The following is a 22512-nucleotide window of genomic DNA, read 5'->3' on the forward strand; positions in this document are numbered from 1 at the left end:
GCCTGCTGGTGAACTTCTTCCAGCCGTCATTCAAGCTCAAAGAGAAGCGCCGCGAGGGTCCGCCCACGGCGACATCAACCCCTGAGTCGCGCTTGCAGTGCCTGCCGATTGGCAACGACGTTGCTGAGGTTCAGCTGGTCTGGCTCCCGTCCTTGCGCCAATTGCCTAACCAGCTCCCGCGTGCCGTCCACGACAAAGACGCCGCAATCATAAGTGTTCTGCTGCTGGGCCATGCCGGCGGGCTGCAGGGCGAGGTTCAGCCTTTCTGCGAGTTGTCTTGCATGCGTCTCGTTGTATCTCCCGTAGGAATCGTAGTGATAGGCGACAGGCCGTTGCCGGTTGCTGCGATCAACGAACAGCAGCGACCAATGCCTGCCGCGGTCCGTAGCACTGGCATCGTTCACTGGCAGCAACAGGAAGTCGGCTGTATCGTTATCACGCCGATCATGGACGATGCGATGGAATACGCGTAGCACGTCGCTCTCCGCGCCCAGGCGCAGCCGCAGCGCTTCGAGGGGATCTACGAACCGCGTCCGGGCGGCGAGATCCGAATCGCTCCTCTGCAAATCCAGCTCCTGAAGCTGGTAATCCCTGAGGATATGCTCGTCGCCCAGCCATTCCGTGTCCTCGAGCACCAGCCCGCGGTTGTGGGACAAGGCTATCGGATTCAACGCCCCGATCTGAGCATCGGAGGAGGTGATCGGAAACCGCCGCACGATATCGTCGCGCAATGGGGACGGTGCGGGCGCGGTCAGATCAACCAATGGAAGACCGTCGTAGGTGTCTGAACGAGCCCTGGCAGAAGGCGCTGGCGCAAAGTGAGCACTGTCATCCAACTCGGCCGCATCCGGATCAAGCAGTGCCCCAAACCCACGATAGAGATCCTGAGCCCTGGCAGTTGATGGTGATGCCGGTTCTTGCATCTGCCGCGCAAGCTCCTCGCTCAACCACGCCAAAGCGTCATCGTCCGAGTGGGCGGACACCGGAGAAAGCCCCTGCGGCGAGCCGAGCTGTCGAGCGCCCTGGTGATGCCCCGGTACCGGGCCGGCAAACGGCGGCGGAAAGCCAGGCGCCCGGCTCCAAGCATTGTCGCGCAACTCAAATGATGTGGGCGAATTCGGATTAAACGATACCTCAAGACCGCCGTAGGTGTCTGAGCGAGCCCTGGCAGAAGGCGCTGGCGCAAAGTGAGCACTGTCATCCAACTCGGCCACATCCGGATCAAGCAGTGCCTTAAATCCACGATAGAGATCCTGAGCCCTGGCAGTTGATGGTGATGCCGGTTCTTGCATCTGCCGCGCAAGCTCCTCGCTCAACCACGCCAAAGCGTCATCGTCCGAGTGGGCGGACACCGGAGAAAGCCCCTGCGGCGAGCCGAGCTGTTGAGCGCCCTGGTGATGCCCCGGTACCGGGCCGGCAAACGGCGGCGGAAAGCCAGGCGCCGGGCTGCAAGCATTGTCACGCAACTCAAATGATGCGGGCGAATTCGGATTAAACGACACCTCAATACCGCCGTAGGTATTTGAGCGAGCCCTGGCAGAGTGCGTTGGCGCTGCTTCCACGGTCGGCCGGGCAGGTTCCTGCCCAGCTTGGACTATGTCCTGCGCCTGCTCAGGAGGAACCTCGGGCCACGATGGGCCGTCTTCCACCATTAAGCGCAGATCCTGATCGTAACCTTCCGGGAGGACCAATGGCCGACTGACAGCTCGCTGCCGCGCGCTGTGCTGCGCAGCGGCGCCCCCGACGTACGTCGCGACCGCATGCGGCGCCGTGACATCTTCGTAGCCGCTCCGCAGCAGCATCGGCTGCGTCTCCCATGACGACGTACCCTGTTGATGGGTAGGCGCCGGTGTCGGCTGGCCGCCTGAATTGGCGATCTCGCTCAGCTGCCGCTCGCCGGCAACGCCTTGCGGATTGTTTAGGGTCCTCTGCCTCTTCGCTGGCCTCAACTCAGCTGTGTCATGCTCATCGTTGATGAGGACCTCCTCGCTTGGCAGGCGGTTGCTCCTGGCAAGCGCAGCCATCGGCTCGTCCGGGGACTGCTGGCGGTCGGGCTCTCCGGGATCCGGTGCCTGGTCATGGCGCGCGGCTGGCTCGAGAGATGACGACGAGCGGGGTTCGTCCATCAGCCCCAAAAGCAAATCCTGATCGCGGCCTTCCGCGGGAAGCTCCTCTGGCCGACGGCCAGTTTCCTGCGACGCGCTGTGCTGCGCAGCGGCGGCGTCGACGCGCCTCGGCTCCATCAGTACCGTGTCTTCGGGATTGATAAAGGCCACGTTCTGGGGGTGAGGATTCAGCTTAGCGCGTCGTGAGATCGGCACTTCGCCCGTCGACCGCAAGGTCCGGAGATAGTCGATTGCCTGAACGAGTGTCTTTGGATTACCCTCTCCGGTGAACTCGAGCACCTCACCGCCATCGGTCAGCGACTTATTGTCGAGCCGATCACGAATGCTCGGTTTTTCTTTTGCGAAAAGCCAACGGCTAAAGCTACGAAGAGAACCTCCGTGCTGCTCGGCAGCGGATTTGCTGAACCCGCCCTTGATGAGGGCCCTCTCAAGCCCCGAAATAAGGGGAGCATCCACGGAATAAAGAGGCTGCTTCCTCTTCCCTATCACAATCCAAGTTGACTGCGGCGCCGAGGACGACGCGCCGGGTTCATCCATCAGCCCCAAAAGCAAATCCTGATCATGGCCTTCCGCAGGAAGCAATTCCTCTGGCCAACTGCCACCCTTCTGCGACGCAATGTGCTGCGCAGCGGCGTCGCCGACCCGCCTCGACTCCCTCAGGGCCGCCTCTTCGGGATCAATATGGCGCTCGTGCTCCATCGCCTCAGCGCCGGCCTGCGATTTTCGGAGACGACCCAGTGCGGCACCAATCCTGAAATCAGCACCGGCGACCTTCCTATAGCTCTCGACATCTCCATCAAACGACGTGCCGAGCCCAGCAGCAATGCCCGGCCTGTTGTTGTCACGCAGGTAGTCGCTGAAACTGCGAAGAGCAGTTGCATCCTTCCTGCTTGCATCCTTCTTGCCGGTATCTGTCGCTGCTTCGTTTTTGTACTCTTCGATGAGAGCCGCGTCCTGGGGATAAGGATGCAACTCAGTGCGGCCTGCGATCCGCACGACTCCGCCCGTCGACTGCGAGGTTCGGAGATGAACTATCGCCGCAAGAAGCCTTAAGGGATTACCCTTTCCGATGAACTCGCGCGCATCAGCGGTCAGTGACTTTTCGTCGTCGAGCCGAGCAGCAATGGGATCTTTGTTATTTGCGAAGAGCCAGTGGCCAAAGCTGAGAAGAGTACGTACATAGCCCCTGGCAGTGCGTTCGGCGGCGTTCCCATTACGGAGGGCCTCCTCAAGCCCCGAAATAAGGGGAGCATCCTCGGTATGAAGAGGCTGCTTGTCGTGCCCTATCAAAATTCCAGTTGACTGAGCCGGCTGCGGCGCCGAGGACGACGGGCCGGGTTCGTCCATCCGGCCCAAATCCTGATCGTGGCCTTCCGCAGGAAGCAATTCCTCTGGCCAACTGCCAGCTTTCTGCCACGCACTGTGCTGCGCAGCGGCGTCGCCGACCTGTCTCGACTCCATCAGGGCCGCGTCTTCGGGATCAATATGGCGCTCGAGCTCCATCGCTTTAGGGCCCGCCTGTGATTTTCGGAGATGAGCCAGAGCGGCACCGATCCTCGAATCAGCACCGGCGTCCTTCTTATAGCTCTTGACATCTCCATCCAGCGCCTTGCCTGAAAGCCGACCAGCAATGCCCTTCTTGTTGTTTTCACGCAGGTAGTCACTGAAACTGCGAAGAGCCGTTGCATCCTTCCTGGCTTCTTCCTTCTTGCCGGTATCTGTCGCTGCTTCGTTTTTGTACTCTTCGATGAGAGCTGCGTCCTGGGGATAAGGATGCAACTCAGTGCGGCCTGCGATCGGCACGATTCCGCCCGTCAACCGCGAGGTCCTGAGATGGTCTATTGCCCTAAGGAGTGTCGCGGGACGCTTTTCGAACAACTCGCGCGCATCAGCGGTCAGTGACTCTTCGTCGTCGACCGAGCAAAAATGCTCTTTTTGTTATTTGCGTAGAGCCTCTGGCCAAAGCTGCGAAGAGAAGATAGATAGTTTCGGACGGTGCGTTCGGCGGCGCTCCCATTCCGGAGGGCCTCCTCAAACCCCGCAATAAGGGGAACATCCTCGGAATGAAGAGGCCGCTTCTTGTGCCCTATCGCAACCCCAGTTGACTGAGCCGGTTGCGGCGCCGAGGACGGCGGGCCGGGTTCGTCCATCGGACCCAAAAGCAAATTCTGATCATGGCCTTCCGCAGGAAGCAATTCCTCTGGCCAACTGCCAGCTTTCTGCAACGAACTGTGCTGCGCAGCAGCGTCGCCGACCTGCCTCGACTCCTTCAGGGCCGCGTCTTCGGAATCAATATGGCGCTCGAGCTCCATCGCCTTAGCGCCCGCCTGCGATTTTCGGAGATGAGCCAGAGCGGCACCGATCCTTGAATCAGCACCGGGGGCCCTCTTATAGCTCTTGACATCTCCATCCAACGCCTCGTCTGAAAGACGAGCAGCAATGCCCTTCTTGCTGTTTTCACGCAGGTAGTCGCTGAAACTGCGAAGAGCAGTTGCATTCTTGCTTGCATCCTTCTTGCCGGTATCTGTCGCTGCGTCGTTTTTGTACCCTTCGATCAGAGCTGCGTCCTGGGGATAAGGATGCAACTCAGTGCGGCCTGCGATCGGCACGATTCCGCCCGTCGACCGCGAGGTCCTGAGATGGTCTATTGCCCTAAGGAGTGTCGCGGGACGCTTTTCGAACACGCGCGCATCAACGGTCAGCGACTCTTCGTCGTCGAGCCGAGCAGCAATGGGATCTTTGTTATTTGCGAAGAGCCACTGGCCAAAGCTGCGAAGAGAATATAGATTATTTCGTGCGGTGCCTTTGGCGGCCCCGCCCTTGATGAGGGCCTTCTCAAGCCCCAAAATAAGGGGAGCATCCTGGGAATAAAGGGGGCTTTTGCTGAGCCTTCTCAGAATCCCTTTTGACTGAGCCGGCTGCGGCGTCGAGGCGGCCGGCATTGCTCCTTCACCTGAACTGCCGATCTCGCTCAATTGCCGCTCAAAGGTCGCCGCGGCTGCGGACGGAGCCGCGGGTGAGCTCTCTTGCGGGCCCGTGCTGTCCGATTGTTCACGCACCCGCTTGGTCGAGGGGAAATCCATCCGTTCTCACTTTCAAAATATGAACCAGGGCTTCGATCTGGCATGCTGGCGATCAGCAACAAACCACCCTTTACAGCCCTCGATAGACCCGCACCGGGAGCATCTGCGGATTTCACGGATCGTGAGCATCGATTTCGCGCGATCGTGAGCACTGAATTCAGACGATCGTGAGCAGCCCGCTACGGCCAATGGGAGATAGAGTCAGTGTTCTGGTTGGCCGTCAAGGGTGATGGTTTTGGCGCTGCGTTTTCGCATGCTTTCTCCGGTGAGCTGGAGGCGGTGGGCGTTGTGGACGAGGCGATCGAGAATGGCGTCGGCGACCGTGGGGTCCCCAATGGCTCCATGCCAGGTGTCCACGGGGAGCTGACTTGTGACGATGGTGGATGCGCGGCCATGTCGGTCCTCGAGGATTTCGAGCAGATCGCGGCGTTCCGCGGCGGTGAGCACCGATAGTCCCCAATCATCCAAAATCAGAAGCTGAGCGCGGCCGAGGCTTTTGAGGAGCCGGGCGTAGCGTCCGTCTCCGCGCGCGAGCGCCTCGAACAGCCTTGGAACGCGATGATAGAGGACTGATCGGTTGTCGCGGCAGGCCTTGTGGCCGAGCGCGCAGGCTAACCAACTTTTGCCCAGGCCGGTTGCCCCGGTGACGAGCAAATTCTCGTGGCGATCGATCCAGCGACCTTCGACGAGTTTGGCGAAAACGGCGCGGTCGATGCCCCGCGGGGTGCGCAGATCGACGTCCTCGACGCAAGCAGTCTGGCGCAGTGCGGCGATCTTGAGGCGCGTGGTGAGCCGCCTGGTGTCGCGTTCGGCGGCTTCGCGGTCGACCAACAGGCCGATGCGATCTTCGAACGGCAGGGCTTCGAGATCGGGCGATCGGCGCTGCTCCTCGAAGGCCTTGGCCATTCCGGTCAGTCGGCGCCGTAGCTTTTGACGAGCGCCAGAATGCCAAGGCAGGTTCGAAAGCCTTGTTCTGGATGGGGCCGGGCGTCGATCACGGCCTGGAAAAACGCTGCTGTCGAAGGACCGATCCGCTCGCCGGCGGCGATCACCGCGGCGGGGGTCTATTCGCCGTAGCGGCGATGGGCGCTGGGCATGTGGTCGGCGATGGTGGTGTGTCCGCGTCGGTTGGGCGCGCGGGCATGGCTGGCGATCCGCTGGCCCTTGTGGAAGATCTCGACCGTCCGATCGTCGATACGGGCATCGACCAGCTCGCCAATCAGACGATACGGCGCGGAGTACCAATGGCCGTCGACCTCGACATGATAATCGGGAGCGAGGCGGCAGCGCTTCCAGCGTGCGAAGGCATAAGGCTGATCTGGCAGCGGGGTTAGCTTGGGTTTGTCGAGTTCGGCAAACAGTTCGGCGCGGCTTGAGCCGAAGCCACGCATTTGACGAGCATTGAGTTCGTCGACGAGTGTCTTGATGGCGGCGTTGAGCTCGGCCCGGGAAAAGAAGCGCTGATTGCGCAGCCGGGCCAGAATCCAGCGCTGGGCGATTTGCACCGCGACCTCGACCTTCGCCTTGTCTTTTGGGCGCCGCGGCCGTGCGGCGAGAATGGCGGTGCCGTAATGGCTCGCCATCTCGGCATAAGTGCGATTGAGGCCGGGATCGTAGCGGTCGGGGTTGCTGACGGCGGCTTTGAGGTTGTCGCAGACCACGAACGTCGGCGTTCCGCTCAAAAACGTGAACAAGTTGACGTGGGCCCGGATCCAGTCGGCCAAGCTCTCGCTGGGGCAGGCCTCGGCGTAGGTGTAGTTCGAAGCGCCCATCGCCGCGACGAACAGCTTCATCGGCTGCACTTCCCCGGTCAGGGGATCGACGATGTCGATGGTGTCGCCGGCGAAATCCACGAACACCTTCTCGCCGCCCAGATGAATCTGCCGCATCGAAGGTCGGACCCGCCCCTTCCAGGCCTCGTAGGTAGTGCAGAACCACGTGTACCCGAAACCGTCGGGATTAACGGCGCGATACTCCTCCCAGAGCAGGCGACGGGTTACGTTGCGCCGGCGGAGCTCTTTATCGATGTAGCTCCAGTCGGGCACCGGCCGCTGCGGGCTCTGAGACGCTGGTCGTGGGGCCGGGAAAAGCAAAAGCTCCAGGTCTTCATCGGTCATTCCCTCCGGAAGCGGCCAGCTCAACCCAGCAGAGCGGGCGCGGCTCAGGTAGCTGTGCACAACGCCGTTGCTGACGCCCACGCTCCGCGCGATGGCCCGCTCTGGCAGGCCTTGAAAATGTTTTAACCGAAGGACTTCCTTGATCCGGCGCATCGACAATCTCTGGGTAGGCATTGGACTCCCTCGTTAACCACGAGGTCATCCCTAAGCCGGTTGAGTTGTCGGCCGAAGCGCTGCAAGGCTCCGAAAGCCTTGCTCACGATCCCGCGAAACGCGCAGTCCTCGGCCGAAACTGGCCGAGGTTCATAGTAGACCGTGCTGCGAGCCAGCTTCAGGACCTTCGCCTGGCGCACGATAGAAAGATCATGACCGCGGTCGATCATCGCTTTGCGCTCAGCAGGCCCGCCTTGGTGAGCGCGCCGGACAAAAAATCGTTTTCCAACGCCAGCTCGCCGATCTTGGCATGTAACGCCTTCAAATCGACCGGCGTCTCGGCCGATGTCTTGTCATGCCCAAACACGCCGGCGGCGCCTTCCAGGAGCTGGTTTTTCCAGATCGTGATCTGGTTCGGATGAACATCAAACAGTTGCGCCAGCTCCGCCAGTGTCTTGTCTCCTTTGACCGCAGCCAAAGCAACCTTCGCCTTGAATGCCGGAGAATGCGTCCGGCGGCTCTTCTTCGTCATCTTCGCTCCTGATTCGCAGCAAGAATCCTCGCCGCTGTCAGGCAGAAAATCCACTCAAGCTACTGTCCGAATTTGCGGGGCCAGCTCTATAGTTTCCATTCATTCGCGCAGACCCCCGAGCCACAGCTGTAGCAGCGGCATTGGAGGCGGGCAATTGTGCATCATTCTCGTTGAGCTTCAGCGCCAACTCCACCAGACGGCGGAATCGCCAGTTTGCGGCCATCTCGAGGCACCCAGGCAGACTTGACTTACAATGCAGATGCATTACATTGGGATGTCGTGACGACGCAAGGAGCCGCTATGGCCAAGACCGCCGAAATCCTCGAGATCCCCGCGACCATCACAGACCGCGGCCAGACGACCGTGCCCGCCGCCATCCGCAAAATGCTGGCCCTGGGAAAGCGCGACCAGGTCGTGTTTCGGGGGCTCGCTGACGGCACCGTTGTGATCGCGAAGAAGCAGTTGAGCGCCGACCACGGCGATCCGGTGATCGGCACGTTCCTCGCGTTCCTGGCCCGCGACATGGGGAGCGAGCCAGCCCGGATCCGGCCGGTGCCGAAGTCGCTGGTCGCGCGCGGCAAGGGCTTGGTCAAGGGTGTTAAGGTCGATCTCGACGCGGCGCTGCCGGAAGACGATACGTGAGCGACGACACCTTCGGGGTTAACGGTTGGACGGTCTACGCCCATCCGCTATTTCTCGACCAGTTCGAGACTATGATCGCGGCGGTCGAGAAGGCGCGCAAGAAGGATCCGAAGGGATACAAGAAGAAGCGCGCCGCGAAGCTCCTGTCGGCTGTCTTGAAGGTGGCGTTCGACGACATTCCGAGTGACCCAACGCGTGACGTCTATCGGCAGGGCGGCACTCTCGGCGACGAGTACAAGCACTGGTTCCGCGCGAAATTGCTGCAGCAGTTCCGCCTGTTCTTCCGCTATCAGCAATCGGCGGACGCCAAGATCATCGTTCTCGCCTGGGTGAACGACGACTCGACGCTGCGCGCCTACGAGAGCGCGAACGACGCCTACGCCGTGTTCAGGAAGATGCTGGACCGCGGGAACCCGCCGGACTCGTGGAACGAACTCGTAGCCGCGGCCTCGACTGGCGAATCCAAGACGCGTCTATCGCGCTCGACGCGCGGGAGATGACCCCAGCTGGCCTCGTTCGGCCGCGACCGCCCGCTGATCCGGCCCGCGCCGCCGGCACCGGTCTGCAGCGAGAGACACGATTCGGCCAGGAAGAGTCCGTGAAATGCCCACCATCCAGCTGTCGGCTACGCCCAAAGGCAGCGGCGAATGCGCCGACTGTCCGGCGACATCATCATCAGCATTCCACCTGTTAAGCCGTGTAGACGGAGGCGACATTTCAGCCCTCCGATGCGGGTGAACCGGTTCGTGTTCCTCAACCTTCCAATACTTCAGCCTCGATCCCCTTTACCTGCGGGCATCAATGCACCTCCGACCTGCCCGCGGGTTCCCGTCACCAGTATCCGCCCGTACAATGGAAGTTTTGGATGTCGGCAAGCAGCGGCGCGGCCGCGTCCTTGGCCGAGAGCGACGGCTTTTTGATACCCCAGTTTATACCGATCACCGGGTCGTCCCAGCGGATCGAAACCTCGTTCTCCGGATTATAGAAATCATCGCATTTGTAGAAAAAGTCCGCGGTCTCTGAGAGCACACAACGAAACCGTGCGCGAATCCGCGCGGAACCCATAGTTGCCGCCGGTTATGCTCGCTTAATTCGACGGCAACGTAGCGTCCGAAATTCGGGCTCCGGACGCGGACGTCGACCGCGAGGTCGAGCACCTTGCCCCTCATTGATGGATGTCCAGACAATCGGACTCGCGGCGCACTAAGCGGAGTTGAGTGAACGCTAGTGAGGCTCGCGACAATTAACTACAGTCGCCTTAAGATCGTGGAGCATGCCCGTGATCCCGTCGATGAGCTCGTCGATTTGATCCTTGTTGACGATCAGAGGTGGGCATATCGACAATGCATCGTCTACATTCCGCACGATGATCCCTCGCTCGTGCAGCAACCGGCTCGCAATGCTGCCAACATCGCCCGGAGTAGTAGCGGCGACTTTCCGTTTCTTGTCCAGCACCAGCTCGATTGCCGCAATAAGGCCAACGCCACGGACCTCCCCAACGAGTGGATGGTCAACGAGCGTGCGCAGCCGTTCCTGCATGTAGGCCCCGATGCGGCCAACGTTCGCAATCAGACCCCGCTCCTCGATGAGTTTGAGGTTTTCGAGCGCTACGGCGGCTCCGACCGGGTGACCACCGCCCGTGAAGCCATGAGCCAGCAGTCCAACCTTATTGCTCTCGTCCGCGATTGGTTCGAACATGTAGTCATTCATTATGATCGCAGATAACGGAAAATAACTGGACGTGAGCTGCTTCGACACCACGATTACATCGGGCGCGATGTTGTAGGTTTCGCAACCGAACATTTTTCCTGTCCGGCCAAAGCCGCAAATCACCTCATCAGCGACCAAAAGGATGCTATGCTTTTTTAGCACACTTTGAATTTTGTCCCAGTAAGTCGGCGGCGGAACGATGACGCCGCCCGCGCCCATGACAGGCTCACCGAAGAATGCTGCAATGGTATCGGCACCTTCGCGCTGAATCAGCGACTCGAGCTCCTCGGCCCGACGCGTAGCAAAGGTCTCCTCCGATTCGCCCGCACGGCTGTCCTTGTAGAAATGGGGGGAGCCCGTGTGCATAATGTTGGGGAGCGGCAGATCGAAAGAGCGGTGGTTGTCTGGAAATCCGGTCAGGCTTGCCGCACCGATCGTGACGCCGTGATAGCCGCGCAACCGGCTGATGACCTTCTTGCGCTGAGGCTGGCCCGCTGCATTCGATCGATAGGCGATCAGCTTCAACACCGTATCGTTCGCTTCCGAGCCGGAATTTGTGAAGAACACCTTACTCATTGGCACCGGAGACATCTTCACCAGCTTCTCGGCAAGCGCGATGGAAGGCCCATTCGATCGTGATGCGAAGGTATGATAGAATGGCAGGATTTGCATCTGGCGATGCGCGGCTTCGATAAGCCGCTTTTCGCTGAAGCCAAGACCCGCACTCCAGAGACCGGCCATCGCATCGAGGTAGCGTTTTCCTGCCGTGTCGAAGACGTAGGGGCCCTCGCCGCGTTCAATTATGAGCGGCCCGGCCCGTTGGTGCGACCGCGCGTTGGTATAGGCGTGAAGCTGATAGGCCACATCTCGGGCCTGTTGAGAACTGGGCAGCATGGTCGGCGTCACATCATCGGTTCAGAATTGGATAGGGACCGGAGCATCATGTGGGGAAGCGCCGGTCCGTTTCCGGCTTCTCTGGGCCTTGCGATAGTCGTCGTTGACGATCGCTTTAAAGGGATTCGCTTTTGCCTATGCCTGACCACAGGCTTAACTGGCGGCGCGACGCACTGTCTGGAAGTGATCACAGAAAGGTGACGATGTTCAGCACGACAAAGCGTCGGATTTCCGGGACGCGTTAGTCGCCGACGGGAGCTTCCATCAAACTGCCGGCGGCGTTCAGGCCGTAGAGAGTCGGTGGTCGTAGCGCCGTGGACCGCGGTTACGTATTCGAGCCCACCACGTTCAGGCCGTCCGCTCCGCTAAAGGCCAGCGTGTCATGTGTGTTTAGCACGTTATCCCAGCTGCTGCCGCGCGTCGTCACGGACTGGTTGGGCTCCGAGCCAACACGCGTGATGAGTAACACTGTAAGCAACAACCCGCTCTGATTGACCAGTTTCTTGTGGGCCATCAGTGATCTCCTTGATCTGGTCGGTGTCCCGGCTTTGCGCGGTGATCTGCGACCGAGTTTGCCCCAGAATACCTTAACTCGTTGAGTTGGTCGCCTGCCAAAGCTTGTAGGCTCACTCCCAACCGGCACCGTCAAGTTAACGAATAGGGGTGGCCGATGGGGTAGACGACCGGCATGCCGACCGCCCGGGCCCCTCTTTATCGCCGCCATCGCTTCCCACCGGAAGTGATCAGCTATGCCGTTTGGTTGTATTTCCGGTTTCCCTTAAGCTTGCGCATGGTCGAGGAAATGCTGGCGGCGCGTGGCATTGGCGTGACCTATGAAACCGTGCGCCAGTGGGGACGGAAATTCGGCAAGCCGTTCTCCGATCGGATCCGCCAGCGCGCTCCCGCCCGCGGTGACAAATGGCATCTGGACGAGGTCGTTATCTCGATCGCGGGCGAACAACATTGGCTCTGGCGCGCTGTCGACCAGGATGGCTTCGTTCTCGACGTCTTGATCCAGCGCCGAAGAGACTCGCGCGCTGCGCAGCTTCTCATGAAGAAGCTCTTGAAATCCGCCGGCACGCCGCCGCGCGTGATGATCACGGATAAGCTGCGTTCGTACGGCGCTGCGAGGGCGAAGATGGGCTTTCACGTCGAACATCGCCAGCACAAAGCTCTCAACAATCGGGCCGAAAATTCTCATCAGCCGACGCGAGCGGATCATGAAGCGTTTCAAATCGTCCCATCAGGCTCAACGCTTTCTGTCAGTTCACGATCAGGTCGCGAACCTTTTCCACATCCCCTATGCCGGAGCCGCCACCGCCGACTTCCGTCGTGCTTCGCGCGAGCGAGCCTTTGCGACTTGGCGCGAGATCTCCATGACAAGCGCTATCGCCGAATCTCGACCTCTGAGAATCGCCGCCTTCGGCTCGGCGGTCGATTAAGTTGACGATGCCGTTCCGGGATGCGTGGGGCGAACCGGCGCAGCGGTTCGACCTCGGGCAACCCAATCTTCCAGCCGAATTTGTTGCTCCCTATGCCGAGGCGTTCCGGGGGCATCATGCATCGTCGTCACCTAGCACGCGTCACCAATGCTGGAAAGCACTGAAGTTCTTTGCCCGCTTTCTCGCCGATAGCGGCAGGGTTCAGGCGCCGGCCGATTTGACGACCGAATTGTTCGGCCAATACATCTTATGGCTGGACGCCTTGCCTTCCCGAACCGGCAAACCCTGTGCTCAGCTTTCGCGCTTACTGGCGGCAAGCTAACGGCAATCCATCGTTGCGTCCGTTTCTTGACCTGCGTCGTGAACGCTATGACCGAGGTGCGAGCTGAGTGTATTTCGCCGTGCTTTCGCGAAGGCGCGGTCGGTCGCCATGCGACGCTCGATCATCGGCGCAATCAGTTTAGCAGGCTCGGTCCGCGTCATCAGACCTACGCTATGCGTCAGGATCTCGGCGTAGCTTCTGAGATCCCTAAAGACCGCCGCCGGCAGCTCGGTCGTGAGCTTGACTGGCTTGTCGTCTTCAAGCGGCCCAAGCTTGAGCTTCGTCATGGCGCTCCTCCATTGCTGTAGGGCGCCAGCACCAAATCGCGCGTACCGATCACGCGGACCGGAAACCTGGCCGGATGGTCAGCGTCGGCTGGATGTTGAGCTGACGCTGCACGACCAATTGGCCGGTCTGGCTGATGCTGATGGACGCACCGCTACGGATCGCTTGAACGAGGTTGTTCTCATTTGGCTCGTGCCGCCTCTGCTCCGACGCTGAGCATGGTCGAGAGAACGGCGGCCTTGAATAGCATGCCCCAGTGGTTGTCGACATCGTCCTCGAGTCCGGCATAACCACCACTGTCGGCGCCCGGCTGGCGCTCCAGCACGATCGAGTTGCCGTCCGGTATGATGATGCGAGTCCAGACCAAGAGGATTCGACTCTGGCCGTCCGCACGGCCGCTTTTTAGGCGATGATCTGACTGGCGTGGGCGCGCTCTCGGTGCAGTTTGGGCTTTGCTTGAACTAGGGTCCAGACTCAATTGAGCCAATATGCGACGAGAGCGGCGAGATGAACAGCGGCCAAAAAATTACGGGCGAGCTTGTCATATCGCGTGGCGATGCGCCGGAAGTCCTTGAGCCTGCAAAAGCAGCGTTCGATGACATTTCGTCCTTTGTAGGCGCGTTTGTTGAAGCGATGGATGACGACACGGTTAGATTTATTGGGGATTACGGGCTTGGCGCCGCGACGAATGATTGCGCCGCGAAGCTTGTCGCCATCATACCCTTTGTCGGCGAGGAGCACGCTCATGGGTGGCGCGAGCGCCAGGACATCGGGAGCCGCAGCGATATCGGCATCCTGGCCTGGAGTCAGATGCAGGACGACCGGCCGGCAGAGCGGATCGCTCAGCGCATGGATTTTTGTCGTGCGGCCTCCGCGCGAGCGGCCGATTGCTTGATTGTGCTCCCCCCTTTTCCGCCGGAGGCACACCGGTGAGCTTTAATCGAGGTCGAGTCGAGCGACAGTACGACGCCGTCTTCGCCAGGCTTGGCCAGCGCTTCGAAGATTGCGCACCATCGTCCTCGCTTGGCCCAGCGATTGAAGCGATTGTAGATCGTCGTGTAAGGGCCGTATTCACGTGGACAATCACGCCATCGTGCACCCGATTGCAGCATGTGAATGATGCCGCTGACGATGCGTCGGTCGTCGTCCCGATCCGGCCCCGTCAGTCCCCTCGGCAGATGCGGTTCGATACGCGCCCATTGCCTGTCGTTCAGCCAAAACAAACCAGCGCGCATTCTCTCGCCCCCGAATCAACACGTAGGCAAGAGAATCACGTGGCGCTATTTAGGTACAGACCCTAGAACATGTCTCCGCGCAAAGCGCTCGATGGAGTCGAGCGGGTTCGCTCAAACGGCGCAATTGCCTTTCCCTAGAAGGTTTCGATCGACTAGGAATTGTTTTCAGACTCGAAGACAGCGTTCGATCATACTGGCCAGCCCGCTCAACGCGTAGCAGATCACAAAGAATATGCTCAGCACGCCCAGATAGATCTCGATGGCGTGTGAGTCTCCGGTTCCGACATACGCTAGTCTTTCTATCATTTGACGCGCCGATCCCAAGAGATCCGACACCCCAACAACGGACGTCAGTGCACTCGCCTGGACGAGAACGGTGAGCTGCCCGACGTAGGGCGGCAACGCACGCCGAAATGCTTGTGGCAAAATGACGAACACAAGCGCTTCCGTTGCGCTCAAGCCAAGCGCTCGGGCGCCCTGCTCTTGGCGATGTGGAATTGAATCCAAGGCGCCTCGAAAGACCTCACCGATGTTCGCCCCGCCCCAGAGCCCCAATCCGATTATTGCGGCCGTGAGTGGGCCCGTGCGGAGACCAATTTGCGGAAGGGCAAAGAACACGAAGAGGAGTATCATAAGCGACGGCACGCCGCGGAACAACTCAACGTAAAGCCGTCCGACAAAGCGCGCGAACGTGAGCGTGCTTTGCGACAGCGCCGCGATCAGGAGACCAAGGATTGTCGCCAAAATGACGGTGAGCAGCGAGATCCACAAAGTAACCAAAAGGCTCTTACCAAGGTAAAGGGTGACAGGCCAAACCCAGTTGGTCATTTAACTACTCCCAGCCCCGGAACCGCGAGCCTGCGCTCGAACGTACGAGACAAAGCGCTTAGGATGCTGCACACCAGCAGGTACATGAGACAAGCGATTCCGAAGGTCTCAAACACTTTAAACGTATCTGACACGATCCGGTTGGCGACATAGGTCAATTCCTGATAGCCGACGACGATCATGAAGGAGGACGACCTGAACTGCGTGATCGCCGTGGTTGTTGTTCCGGTGATCGCGATGCGCAACGCGATCGGGAGTGTGATGTCAAGAAAGGTCTGGAACGCCGGCAAGCCGAGAGCGCGAGCTGCCGTCACTTCGCCTTTCGGCACAGCTTCGAATGCGGCCCTGAAGACCTCCGTTTGATAAGCACCGCCCCACAATGCGAGCGCTAGCCAGGAAGTCTCGAACGGCGTCAGACGGATGCCTATGTCGGGTAGCGCGTAGAACAGAAAGAGCTGGCTCCGGAAATCTGGACAGGGCGATGAGTGGAGTTTCTGCCTGACGGCGGGCAAGATTGTCCCGCGAATCAGGAGAGACGATGAGCAGACGAGCCCGCCGGCAGCACGCACTCGCATTCAAGGCCAAGGTGGCGTTAGCGGCGATCAAGGATCAAGGGCGAGATGACGCTGGCCGAGCTGGCTGAGCATTTCGACATGCATCCGAACCGGATCACGCAGTGGAAGTCCCAGCTTCAGGAAGCGGCGGCCGAGGTCTTTGGTCCTCGCGGTGGCAACAGAACGAGCGAGCCCGCGGGGGACGTGAAAACGCTGCACGCCAAGATCGGGGAGCTGACGCTTGAGAACGATTCCTAAGAAACGGCAGCATCTACTTTCGGCTCCAAGGGCAGGTGAACAAAGCCGAATGCCTTGGCACGCCGCTGCAAATTGTTGACCACTCGCGTCCGGTAGCGCGTCTCGTAGGACGAGGCCCCGGGATCGACATAGACCATTCCGTATCGCACAGCATTGTAGAACAGAACTGCGATCTTCCGGGCCGTGGCGGTCACGGCCTTGGTCTTGCCAAAGCACTACTGCCGCTTCACAGCATAATGGCTGATCAGCCGTCGCAGTTCAGTTTCCGCCGCTGCGGTTGAACCAATACCTCGCTCAGGCAGTTGCTTGATCCTTCGATCTGGATGAAGGACCGCGTGGTCAAGCAGCAGACGCCGCTTCACAGACTGAGGCCGCGTTTGTTGAGCACCGTGTCCCTCAGAGCACCCTTGATCTCGCGAGCGATGTCCTTGCTGACCTGGGGTCCGAACTCCCGCTCGGCATCCGCAACGACATCGGCCTCAGCGCCGATCAGTCCCGCTTCAACGAGCTTTTGCTTCAGTCGGCCCGGGAACTCCTCCTCCAAGGCATCGGCGAGCTTTTCCTCCATCGTGGCATGGTGTTCCGGTTCAATGCGGAGCACCACATCGTCCCAAGGTTTCCAGTCCGTCGCCAAATAGTCGGCGAACCCCGTCGCCTCCTTGCTCCGCACAGACGTCTCAGCCCTGTCAATGTCTTCCTCGGTGAGGTGAGAGTCGTAGAAGTAGTTCATGTCCGGGGCGATGTGCTGCAGCCCCAGCCGCTCGCGCAGCGTGGCCTGATAGGCAAGGTAGACCTCGATTTCGTCGACGTTGTTGATGGTGCCGCCTGTGCGGAGCGATTGGACCTTCTCGCGCGCGATCCCCCCCAGTGCCTCCAAGCGGAACATGACACGGCCTAGATCAACGAGGGCCGCTACCCCCTCGTTATTGTCATAGAGCCCGTTCTCGACGTTGGCGATCAGGCGCGCGGTTTGCATGCCGTTCCAGGTCAAAGTTCTGCGATCCGCGCAGCTCTCGTTGGCGTCAAGAGCAAGCTGGAAGTACTGCGCGCGCAATTGCGGGTTGGCCGCTGCCTGCCGCAGATCATTGGCCACCCCCTGCTGGAATCCTTCGTTCCCAGAGTTCACGGTATTCCGCAGCCCGTTGAGGAAGTCTGCGTATTGCTGGGCACCGGGTTCTTCTGCAAAGCTCTGCCACTTGGCCACCACCTCGGGATCGCCCTCCTTCGGATCCCCGTTGAGCCAGTCCGCTACTGCCTCGGGAAGAGACTCCGCAGCTACTGTCTCGAGAGGAAACGGCGCAACGGCGGCGTCCTCCCACTGATCTTCGTGCGTCTCAGACAAATCAAAGACGACCCTCGGGCCGGCATACCCATCGGTACTTTGGATTGTGTCCAGGTTCATCAGCATCTCCTGGGGCAGCGGATTGCCAGACACAACCACCTCCGCAGCAGCCCCCAACTGCGTTAGCAAGCCCGTGGGTAGGCTGGTTAGCTGGTTATCGTTAAGGTAAAGTCTTCCGAGACTGGTCGGGAGAGTCTCGGGCAGGCTCGTCAATTGGTTTACACCAACGTCAAGGCTTCCGAGACTGGCCGGGAGAGTCTCGGGCAGGCTCGTCAATTGGTTTACACTAACGTCAAGGCTTTCGAGCCTGGCCGGGAGGGCCTCGGGCAGGCTCGTCAATTGGTTGTTGCCGACGTTGAGGCCCTCGAGCGCGGCCGGGAGGGTCTCAGGCAGGCTGGTGAGCCGATTGCTCCACACGTCCAGCAAGGCGAGCCCGGCCGGAAGCGCGGGCAAGCTGACCAACTGATTCCCATTAACATTGAGCGAATTGAGCGCGTCAGGGAGAGTCTCGGGCAGACTGGTCAGCCGGTTGAAGGACGCGTCGAGCGAGTGGAGCCCGGCTGGAAGTGGAGGCAGGCTGGTGAGGCGCAGCATTGCAAGATTCAGCTCGCCCTGATTCCAAGCATTCACTCGCCTTACAGCCTCTTGTCGATCCTCGAGCGGGTTCTGCCCCTCTTCGGCAGCCCACTCCTCCAGCATCTGGTCGTGCCCCCCCTCCGCAGGAGCAGAATCCCCGAGATTTGCCGGATCGTCAGCGGCGAGCACCGCGTGGGTCAAGACTCCAACCCACTGCGCCTCCTCACCTTCCCGGTCCTCGCGGCCGGAAGATTCGGTGCTGCCATTACCGCGCTGAGCCTGCCCTGCATCAAAGGGATCCATTTCCTGCTCCTTGTCGGACTGAGCAAATTATGCGACCTCTCGGCCCACATCGAACGTTGCAGCCTCTAAGACATTTAGCTTACGTCGAGCTGACGAGCGTTGAACCATGTTGAGGAAGCGATCTGCGCAATTTGTGAAGGAGTTCGGCTTCGATTCGGTGCAGCCTTTCGGCTTGAGCCAGATGAGGTCAGAGGGTACCGTCAAGTTAACGAATTGGAGCGGCGGAGGGGGTAGACGAGCGGCATGCGGACTGCCAAGGACCCTCTTTATCGCCGCCATCGCTTCCCACCGGAAGTGATCAGCTATGCCGTTTGGTTGTATTTCCGGTTTCCCTTAAGCTTGCGCATGGTCGAGGAAATGCTGGCGGCGCGTGGCATTGGCGTGACCTATGAAACCGTGCCCCAGTGGGGACGGAAATTCGGCAAGCCGTTCTCCGATCGGATCCGCCAGCGCGCTCCCGCCCGCGGTGACAAATGGCATCTGGACGAGGTCGTTATCTCGATCGCGGGCGAACAACATTGGCTCTGGCGCGCTGTCGACCAGAATGGTTTCGTTCTCGACGTCTTGATCCAGCGTCGAAGAGACGCGCGCTGCGCAGCGGCTCATGAAGAAGCTCTTGAAATCCGCCGGCACGCCGCCGCGCGTTATGATCACGGATAAGCTGCGTTCGTACGGCGCTGCGAGGGCGAAGATGGGCTTACACGTCGAACATCGCCAGCACAAAGCTCTCAACAATCGGGCCGAGAATTCTCATCAGCCGACGCGGCGACGCGAGCGGATCATGACGCGCTTCAAATCGTCCCGTCAGGCTCAACGGTTTCTGTCCGTTCACGATCAGGTCGCGAACCTTTTCCACATCCCCTATCCCGGAGCCGCCACCGCCGACTTCCGTCGTGCTTCGCGCGAGCGAGCCTTTGCGACTTGGCGCGAGATCTCCATGACAAGCGCTATCGCCGACTCTCGACCTCTGAGAATCGCCTCCTTCGGCTCGGCGGTCGATTAAGTTGACGATGCCGTGCCAGGACACACCGTGATCAAACAGACGTCAAGCGCCAATTAAAGCGCCGCAGAGCTGCGCTTACGATCAGCGTCGAACCGATGAGTTTGAATCACCAATGTCATCTGGTGGCGCCTGCATCGGCGCGATCGATGACCCAGGCCACCATGTAGCCCTTGGCCTGCTCGCCTCCACGTGCATCGGCGATCTGTTCTTCTTGCCCGGCGGAATCCTGAATATCCGAGTGCTCGAGCATGGCCTTGCCCATGTCATGGATAGGCACGAAGGCCTCAGACTCCGCGTTGCCCGAACCGACGATGGTCTACGTCTGACAATCGGACCTTCCGTGGCCGAACGCCTCGTGGAGGAGATCGATCTTGTCGGAATGACCGGCCTAGAATGCCGGCCTTACCGCAAGAACGACCAGGCGTTTGTCGAACAGAAGAACGGAGCCGTGGTCCGAGAGATGGTCGGTTACATTCACGCGCGTATGGTAGTTTTCAATGCGCCGTTTTCTTACAACCTTACGACCTTAGATTTGAAGATCGCTCTCGCGAGTTTTGGCCTGCATCTCTTTGAGCCGTGTCAACTCCGTTTCGCAAGGCTGGGCTGTCTCGGTCAGCTCAGCGCTTCCATGCTTGACAGCCCGTACGTCTTAAGGGCCCCTCCAGCTTTGCTCCGATAAAGCGACGCGAGCGCCAAAGCGGGACCCAATCGCCTCTTTCAATTGGCATTGCCGGAATGCCGGCTATCCTGTAAACGGGCCGCGCACCGTTGCCGGCCGTCTTTGAGCGGTCGCCCGCAGCGGGGCCTGTAGCTCAATGGTTAGAGCCGGCCGCTCATAACGGTCTGGTTGCAGGTTCGAGTCCTGCCGGGCCCACCAGTGAGTTCAAATTGTGCGCGGACACCGAAAGAGCGACTCGATTCCTCTATAAGAGTGACTCGATCGCCTCCTTTAAGAGTGACTCGATTTCATAGGCCGCTGATGCTGCACGGTTATTTCGACTGATTTTTTCTGACGACCAGGCGCGAGCGCGAAGGAGTCAAGGGGGGTCTTTTTGACTTTGCGCAGCGTCAAATGCGCCTGGCGGTCGCTGTGCGCGTAGCTCAAGTCCCCGGTAAGAGTGACTCGATCCCTAGCTTTAAGCTTTAGGAGTGACTCGATTTTAAGCGCGCGGCGCCCGGACCGGAAGCAAGCTCAAATCCCTGGGTACCAGAAAAATGGTGCCATCGCGTTCGACCAGATCTCGCTTAGCCTTCTCCAGCGCAAGCCGGCGAAGCAGGTCCTTGTGTCGATCAAATGCTTGAACCATCTCCTCGGAGCCAGGCCGAAGACCGCGCTCTTCGATATCTTCAAGAGTGTCGCCGTGGACTCTGCAGATGACAATCCTCCCGTCGGTCACAACGCCAAACTGAACCGTCGCTCCCTGCGCCTCGAAGGCTTCGTGGACAAACAGATCCGGACGACGAGCACGTGTCTTTTCCGGCTGGAATAGCGGAAAAGTTCGCAATGCTGCGAGCGCATCCTCCTTCGATGCGAACAGCGCGGGGTTGTGATAGAAGCGAATGAAATACTGCAGCTCTTCGCGTTCGTAGGTTTCCTCGGAAACGATACCAAGGAAGTGGACTCGCTCTCGAAAGAGCCGCGCACCCCGCATCCGGTTGCGCGCATCAAACGCGCCGGCAATTGGAAATTCTCGCCCGTCATCGGCGATCCATCGATACCTCGCCCATTCAGGCACGGCGTCCGCACCATAGGCTATCTGCCGGCAATCCCAACGATCAATCTGTCCGAAAGTCCGAGCATCAACGACCAGCATTGATCGCCTCGCGCCGTCTGGCGCGGGGAACTTGGACGGCTGCCCGTCATTCTGCGCTTTGCCGACGATCCTCTCGATCCCCTTCAGTGTCTCTCCTTCGGGACTTTGCTTCCGCAGATCACTTCGGCGCTGCCGCTCCGCCTCGTCGAGCTGAGCCTCGTCAGCCGTTGGCGGCGCAGGCGAAGAGAGCGACTTGCCGAAGGTCGATCCTTCCTCCCAGGAGGCGGCCTTCGCCGCGTCTGTCTCGTCGAACGAGAGAAGTTCGACGTTCCAAACTCCGCAGGCGAAATCAACGCTAGTCTCACCGACCCCCGCCGCATATTCGTATACCGGAGTGATGCCGCAGTCATGCAGCGCCTGTCCGAAGCGCGCCTCGAACAGCGCGGACATATTTTCCGTGGTTAAACCACCGCCATCTTCGATCCGGTTGAGGAGCAATCTCGCCCAAGGCAACGGCCGAAGGGTCTCAATAGCTTCTGCGGTGCTCACCGCTTCCGTCGTGGTCAGTTCGGCGAACTTGATCACGCTCCCGTTCCTCGGCTGATCGCAGTACCATCAGTCGGTCCGGCCTTTTTCAACGGACATTCGCGCATGGTACCACAGCACGCTTGGCCGCGAAGCCCGCGCCAATATTCGGCGACCTTGATGCGCCTCCAGTGCTCGAGCACGACCGGACAGCCCTGACCACAACGATGGCACTCTCTTCGAAGAAGAGGTCGCCGGTGCCGATCGGTACGACCGCAGATACATGCGCTTCGTCCGTTCCGCAGCATTCCGGTCTTCTGGTTGATCTTGGCGAGCCCGGACGCGATTGGTCCCGATCCGAACGCGACAGCTTCGCGGTAGACTGACTGTAGCCCGAGCTGGTCGGCGGCACGCTCGGCGGCGAGTTCTATCTCGGCGGCTTCACCGTGAGATAGCTGCGCTTCGCCAGGCCAGAATCCGGCTTCTGCTGCGGTCTCCTGGCACAGAATGAACACGTGCAGCTTTTCCCACCAAGCAGTGGCGCTGGCCCCCGTTATGCCGTCTCCCGCACGTAGTCCGATGCAAAAGGAGCCGTCGGGATTGATATGACGCTCCGGGCAGCAGGCCGGCAAAGTGCCGCCCACTGGCCGCTCAAATACCGCGATCTGGTCTGCAACCTGCACGACCCTTAGCTCGAAGACCCTGGTAAACGCACCACTGCTACGCGTTGCGACGACGTCCACCTGCGCCTCAAACGCATGGACGGGGCGGAAATCCGCCCACGTCGGACAGCAGCGAGCGAGCGCGACCAGGGACATGCTCTGCGCC

16 protein-coding genes, 1 tRNA gene and 8 pseudogenes are annotated in these 22512 nt (G+C 60.1%); 7 read left to right on the forward strand and 18 right to left on the reverse strand.

The features are described from left to right. Positions 1-74: 74 nt before the first annotated feature. The 4 genes and pseudogenes from ACVJ19_RS01720 to ACVJ19_RS01735 all read right to left on the reverse strand — a co-directional run. Positions 75-5209 (reverse strand): annotated as a pseudogene (locus ACVJ19_RS01720) (Ulp1 family isopeptidase). A gap of 201 nt (positions 5210-5410) precedes the next feature. After that, complete coding sequence (istB, locus tag ACVJ19_RS01725; protein ID WP_038952402.1) at positions 5411-6115, reverse strand: IS21-like element ISFK1 family helper ATPase IstB; 705 nt, start codon at positions 6113-6115, stop codon at positions 5411-5413. 8 nt (positions 6116-6123) lie between these two features. Next, positions 6124-7500: pseudogene (gene istA, locus ACVJ19_RS01730) on the reverse strand (IS21-like element ISFK1 family transposase); the annotation flags it as partial. Positions 7501-7598: 98 nt separating this feature from the next. After that, a pseudogene (locus ACVJ19_RS01735) lies at positions 7599-8011 on the reverse strand (transposase); the annotation flags it as partial. 300 nt (positions 8012-8311) lie between these two features. Here ACVJ19_RS01735 and ACVJ19_RS01740 point away from each other — a divergent pair. Both ACVJ19_RS01740 and ACVJ19_RS01745 read left to right on the forward strand, forming a co-directional pair. Then, positions 8312-8653, forward strand: coding sequence for a type II toxin-antitoxin system PrlF family antitoxin (locus tag ACVJ19_RS01740; protein WP_014498004.1), 342 nt, complete (start codon positions 8312-8314; stop codon positions 8651-8653). After that, positions 8650-9153, forward strand: a complete 504-nt coding sequence (locus ACVJ19_RS01745) for a type II toxin-antitoxin system YhaV family toxin (RefSeq protein WP_011084500.1) — start codon at positions 8650-8652, stop codon at positions 9151-9153. The genes ACVJ19_RS01740 and ACVJ19_RS01745 overlap by 4 nt, the downstream gene beginning before the upstream one ends. A gap of 331 nt (positions 9154-9484) precedes the next feature. Here the strand turns inward: ACVJ19_RS01745 and ACVJ19_RS01750 are convergent, their stop codons facing one another. From ACVJ19_RS01750 to ACVJ19_RS01765, 4 genes are all read right to left on the reverse strand, one after another. Beyond that, positions 9485-9682, reverse strand: a complete 198-nt coding sequence (locus tag ACVJ19_RS01750; RefSeq protein WP_018648901.1) for a dTDP-4-dehydrorhamnose 3,5-epimerase family protein — start codon at positions 9680-9682, stop codon at positions 9485-9487. Beyond that, on the reverse strand, positions 9592-9822 hold the full coding sequence (locus ACVJ19_RS01755; RefSeq protein ID WP_244651854.1) for a dTDP-4-dehydrorhamnose 3,5-epimerase family protein: 231 nt from the start codon (positions 9820-9822) through the stop codon (positions 9592-9594). Before ACVJ19_RS01755 ends, ACVJ19_RS01750 begins: the two co-directional genes overlap by 91 nt. A gap of 55 nt (positions 9823-9877) precedes the next feature. Then, positions 9878-11257 carry an aspartate aminotransferase family protein gene (locus ACVJ19_RS01760; RefSeq protein ID WP_035668747.1) on the reverse strand — a complete coding sequence of 460 codons (1380 nt, stop codon included), beginning with the start codon at positions 11255-11257 and terminating at the stop codon, positions 9878-9880. A gap of 325 nt (positions 11258-11582) precedes the next feature. Further along, entirely contained in the window at positions 11583-11771 is a 189-nt protein-coding gene (locus tag ACVJ19_RS01765) for a hypothetical protein (protein ID WP_014498007.1), read from the reverse strand. Positions 11772-11945: 174 nt separating this feature from the next. Between ACVJ19_RS01765 and ACVJ19_RS01770 the strand changes: the two are divergent. Both ACVJ19_RS01770 and ACVJ19_RS01775 read left to right on the forward strand, forming a co-directional pair. After that, positions 11946-12699: pseudogene (locus tag ACVJ19_RS01770) on the forward strand (IS6 family transposase). Positions 12700-12706: 7 nt separating this feature from the next. After that, positions 12707-13021: a hypothetical protein gene (locus tag ACVJ19_RS01775; RefSeq protein ID WP_011084497.1), complete on the forward strand. Its 315-nt coding sequence runs from the start codon at positions 12707-12709 to the stop codon at positions 13019-13021. On the opposite strand, the gene ACVJ19_RS01780 is transcribed toward ACVJ19_RS01775, so the two are convergent. The 5 genes and pseudogenes from ACVJ19_RS01780 to ACVJ19_RS01800 form a co-directional block, all read right to left on the reverse strand. Next, positions 13018-13308, reverse strand: a complete 291-nt coding sequence (locus tag ACVJ19_RS01780) for a DUF2274 domain-containing protein (RefSeq protein ID WP_011084496.1) — start codon at positions 13306-13308, stop codon at positions 13018-13020. The genes ACVJ19_RS01775 and ACVJ19_RS01780 overlap by 4 nt on opposite strands. Then, positions 13305-13706, reverse strand: a pseudogene (locus ACVJ19_RS01785) (TrbI/VirB10 family protein); the annotation flags it as partial. The gene ACVJ19_RS01780 and the pseudogene ACVJ19_RS01785, both read right to left, overlap by 4 nt. Before the next feature lie 74 nt (positions 13707-13780). Further along, positions 13781-14541 (reverse strand): IS5-like element ISBj2 family transposase gene (locus tag ACVJ19_RS01790; protein ID WP_110115815.1). Its coding sequence is split into 2 segments (ribosomal slippage): positions 13781-14202 and positions 14202-14541, totalling 762 coding nucleotides; the frame shifts between segments, so codons are not numbered across the junction. Between the two features lie 165 nt (positions 14542-14706). Beyond that, complete coding sequence (locus tag ACVJ19_RS01795; RefSeq protein ID WP_011084494.1) at positions 14707-15369, reverse strand: amino acid ABC transporter permease; 663 nt, start codon at positions 15367-15369, stop codon at positions 14707-14709. Continuing rightward, entirely contained in the window at positions 15366-15881 is a 516-nt protein-coding gene (locus ACVJ19_RS01800; protein WP_028176066.1) for an ABC transporter permease subunit, read from the reverse strand. The genes ACVJ19_RS01795 and ACVJ19_RS01800 overlap by 4 nt, the downstream gene beginning before the upstream one ends. 26 nt (positions 15882-15907) lie before the next feature. On the opposite strand from ACVJ19_RS01800, the pseudogene ACVJ19_RS01805 reads away from it, so the two are divergent. Next, a pseudogene (locus ACVJ19_RS01805) lies at positions 15908-16175 on the forward strand (transposase); the annotation flags it as partial. A 2-nt stretch (positions 16176-16177) separates the two neighbouring features. Here ACVJ19_RS01805 and ACVJ19_RS01810 read toward each other — a convergent pair. Then, positions 16178-16390 (reverse strand): annotated as a pseudogene (locus ACVJ19_RS01810) (IS110 family transposase); the annotation flags it as partial. 149 nt (positions 16391-16539) lie between these two features. Further along, positions 16540-18402, reverse strand: a complete 1863-nt coding sequence (locus ACVJ19_RS01815) for an NEL-type E3 ubiquitin ligase domain-containing protein (protein ID WP_011084490.1) — start codon at positions 18400-18402, stop codon at positions 16540-16542. Positions 18403-18645: 243 nt separating this feature from the next. Here ACVJ19_RS01815 and ACVJ19_RS01820 point away from each other — a divergent pair. Further along, positions 18646-19405: pseudogene (locus ACVJ19_RS01820) on the forward strand (IS6 family transposase). A gap of 115 nt (positions 19406-19520) precedes the next feature. Here the strand turns inward: ACVJ19_RS01820 and ACVJ19_RS01825 are convergent. After that, complete coding sequence (locus tag ACVJ19_RS01825) at positions 19521-19682, reverse strand: hypothetical protein (protein ID WP_162131541.1); 162 nt, start codon at positions 19680-19682, stop codon at positions 19521-19523. A 524-nt stretch (positions 19683-20206) separates the two neighbouring features. On the opposite strand from ACVJ19_RS01825, the gene ACVJ19_RS01830 reads away from it, so the two are divergent. Next, positions 20207-20282, forward strand: a tRNA-Ile gene (locus tag ACVJ19_RS01830). A gap of 283 nt (positions 20283-20565) precedes the next feature. On the opposite strand, the gene ACVJ19_RS01835 is transcribed toward ACVJ19_RS01830, so the two are convergent. Continuing rightward, positions 20566-21744, reverse strand: a complete 1179-nt coding sequence (locus ACVJ19_RS01835) for a DUF1488 family protein (protein ID WP_011084487.1) — start codon at positions 21742-21744, stop codon at positions 20566-20568. Further along, positions 21741-22427 carry an E2 domain-containing protein gene (locus tag ACVJ19_RS01840; RefSeq protein ID WP_223153752.1) on the reverse strand — a complete coding sequence of 229 codons (687 nt, stop codon included), beginning with the start codon at positions 22425-22427 and terminating at the stop codon, positions 21741-21743. The genes ACVJ19_RS01835 and ACVJ19_RS01840 overlap by 4 nt, the downstream gene beginning before the upstream one ends. Positions 22428-22512: the final 85 nt, after the last annotated feature.

This window comes from Bradyrhizobium sp. USDA 376, from assembly GCF_054063675.1.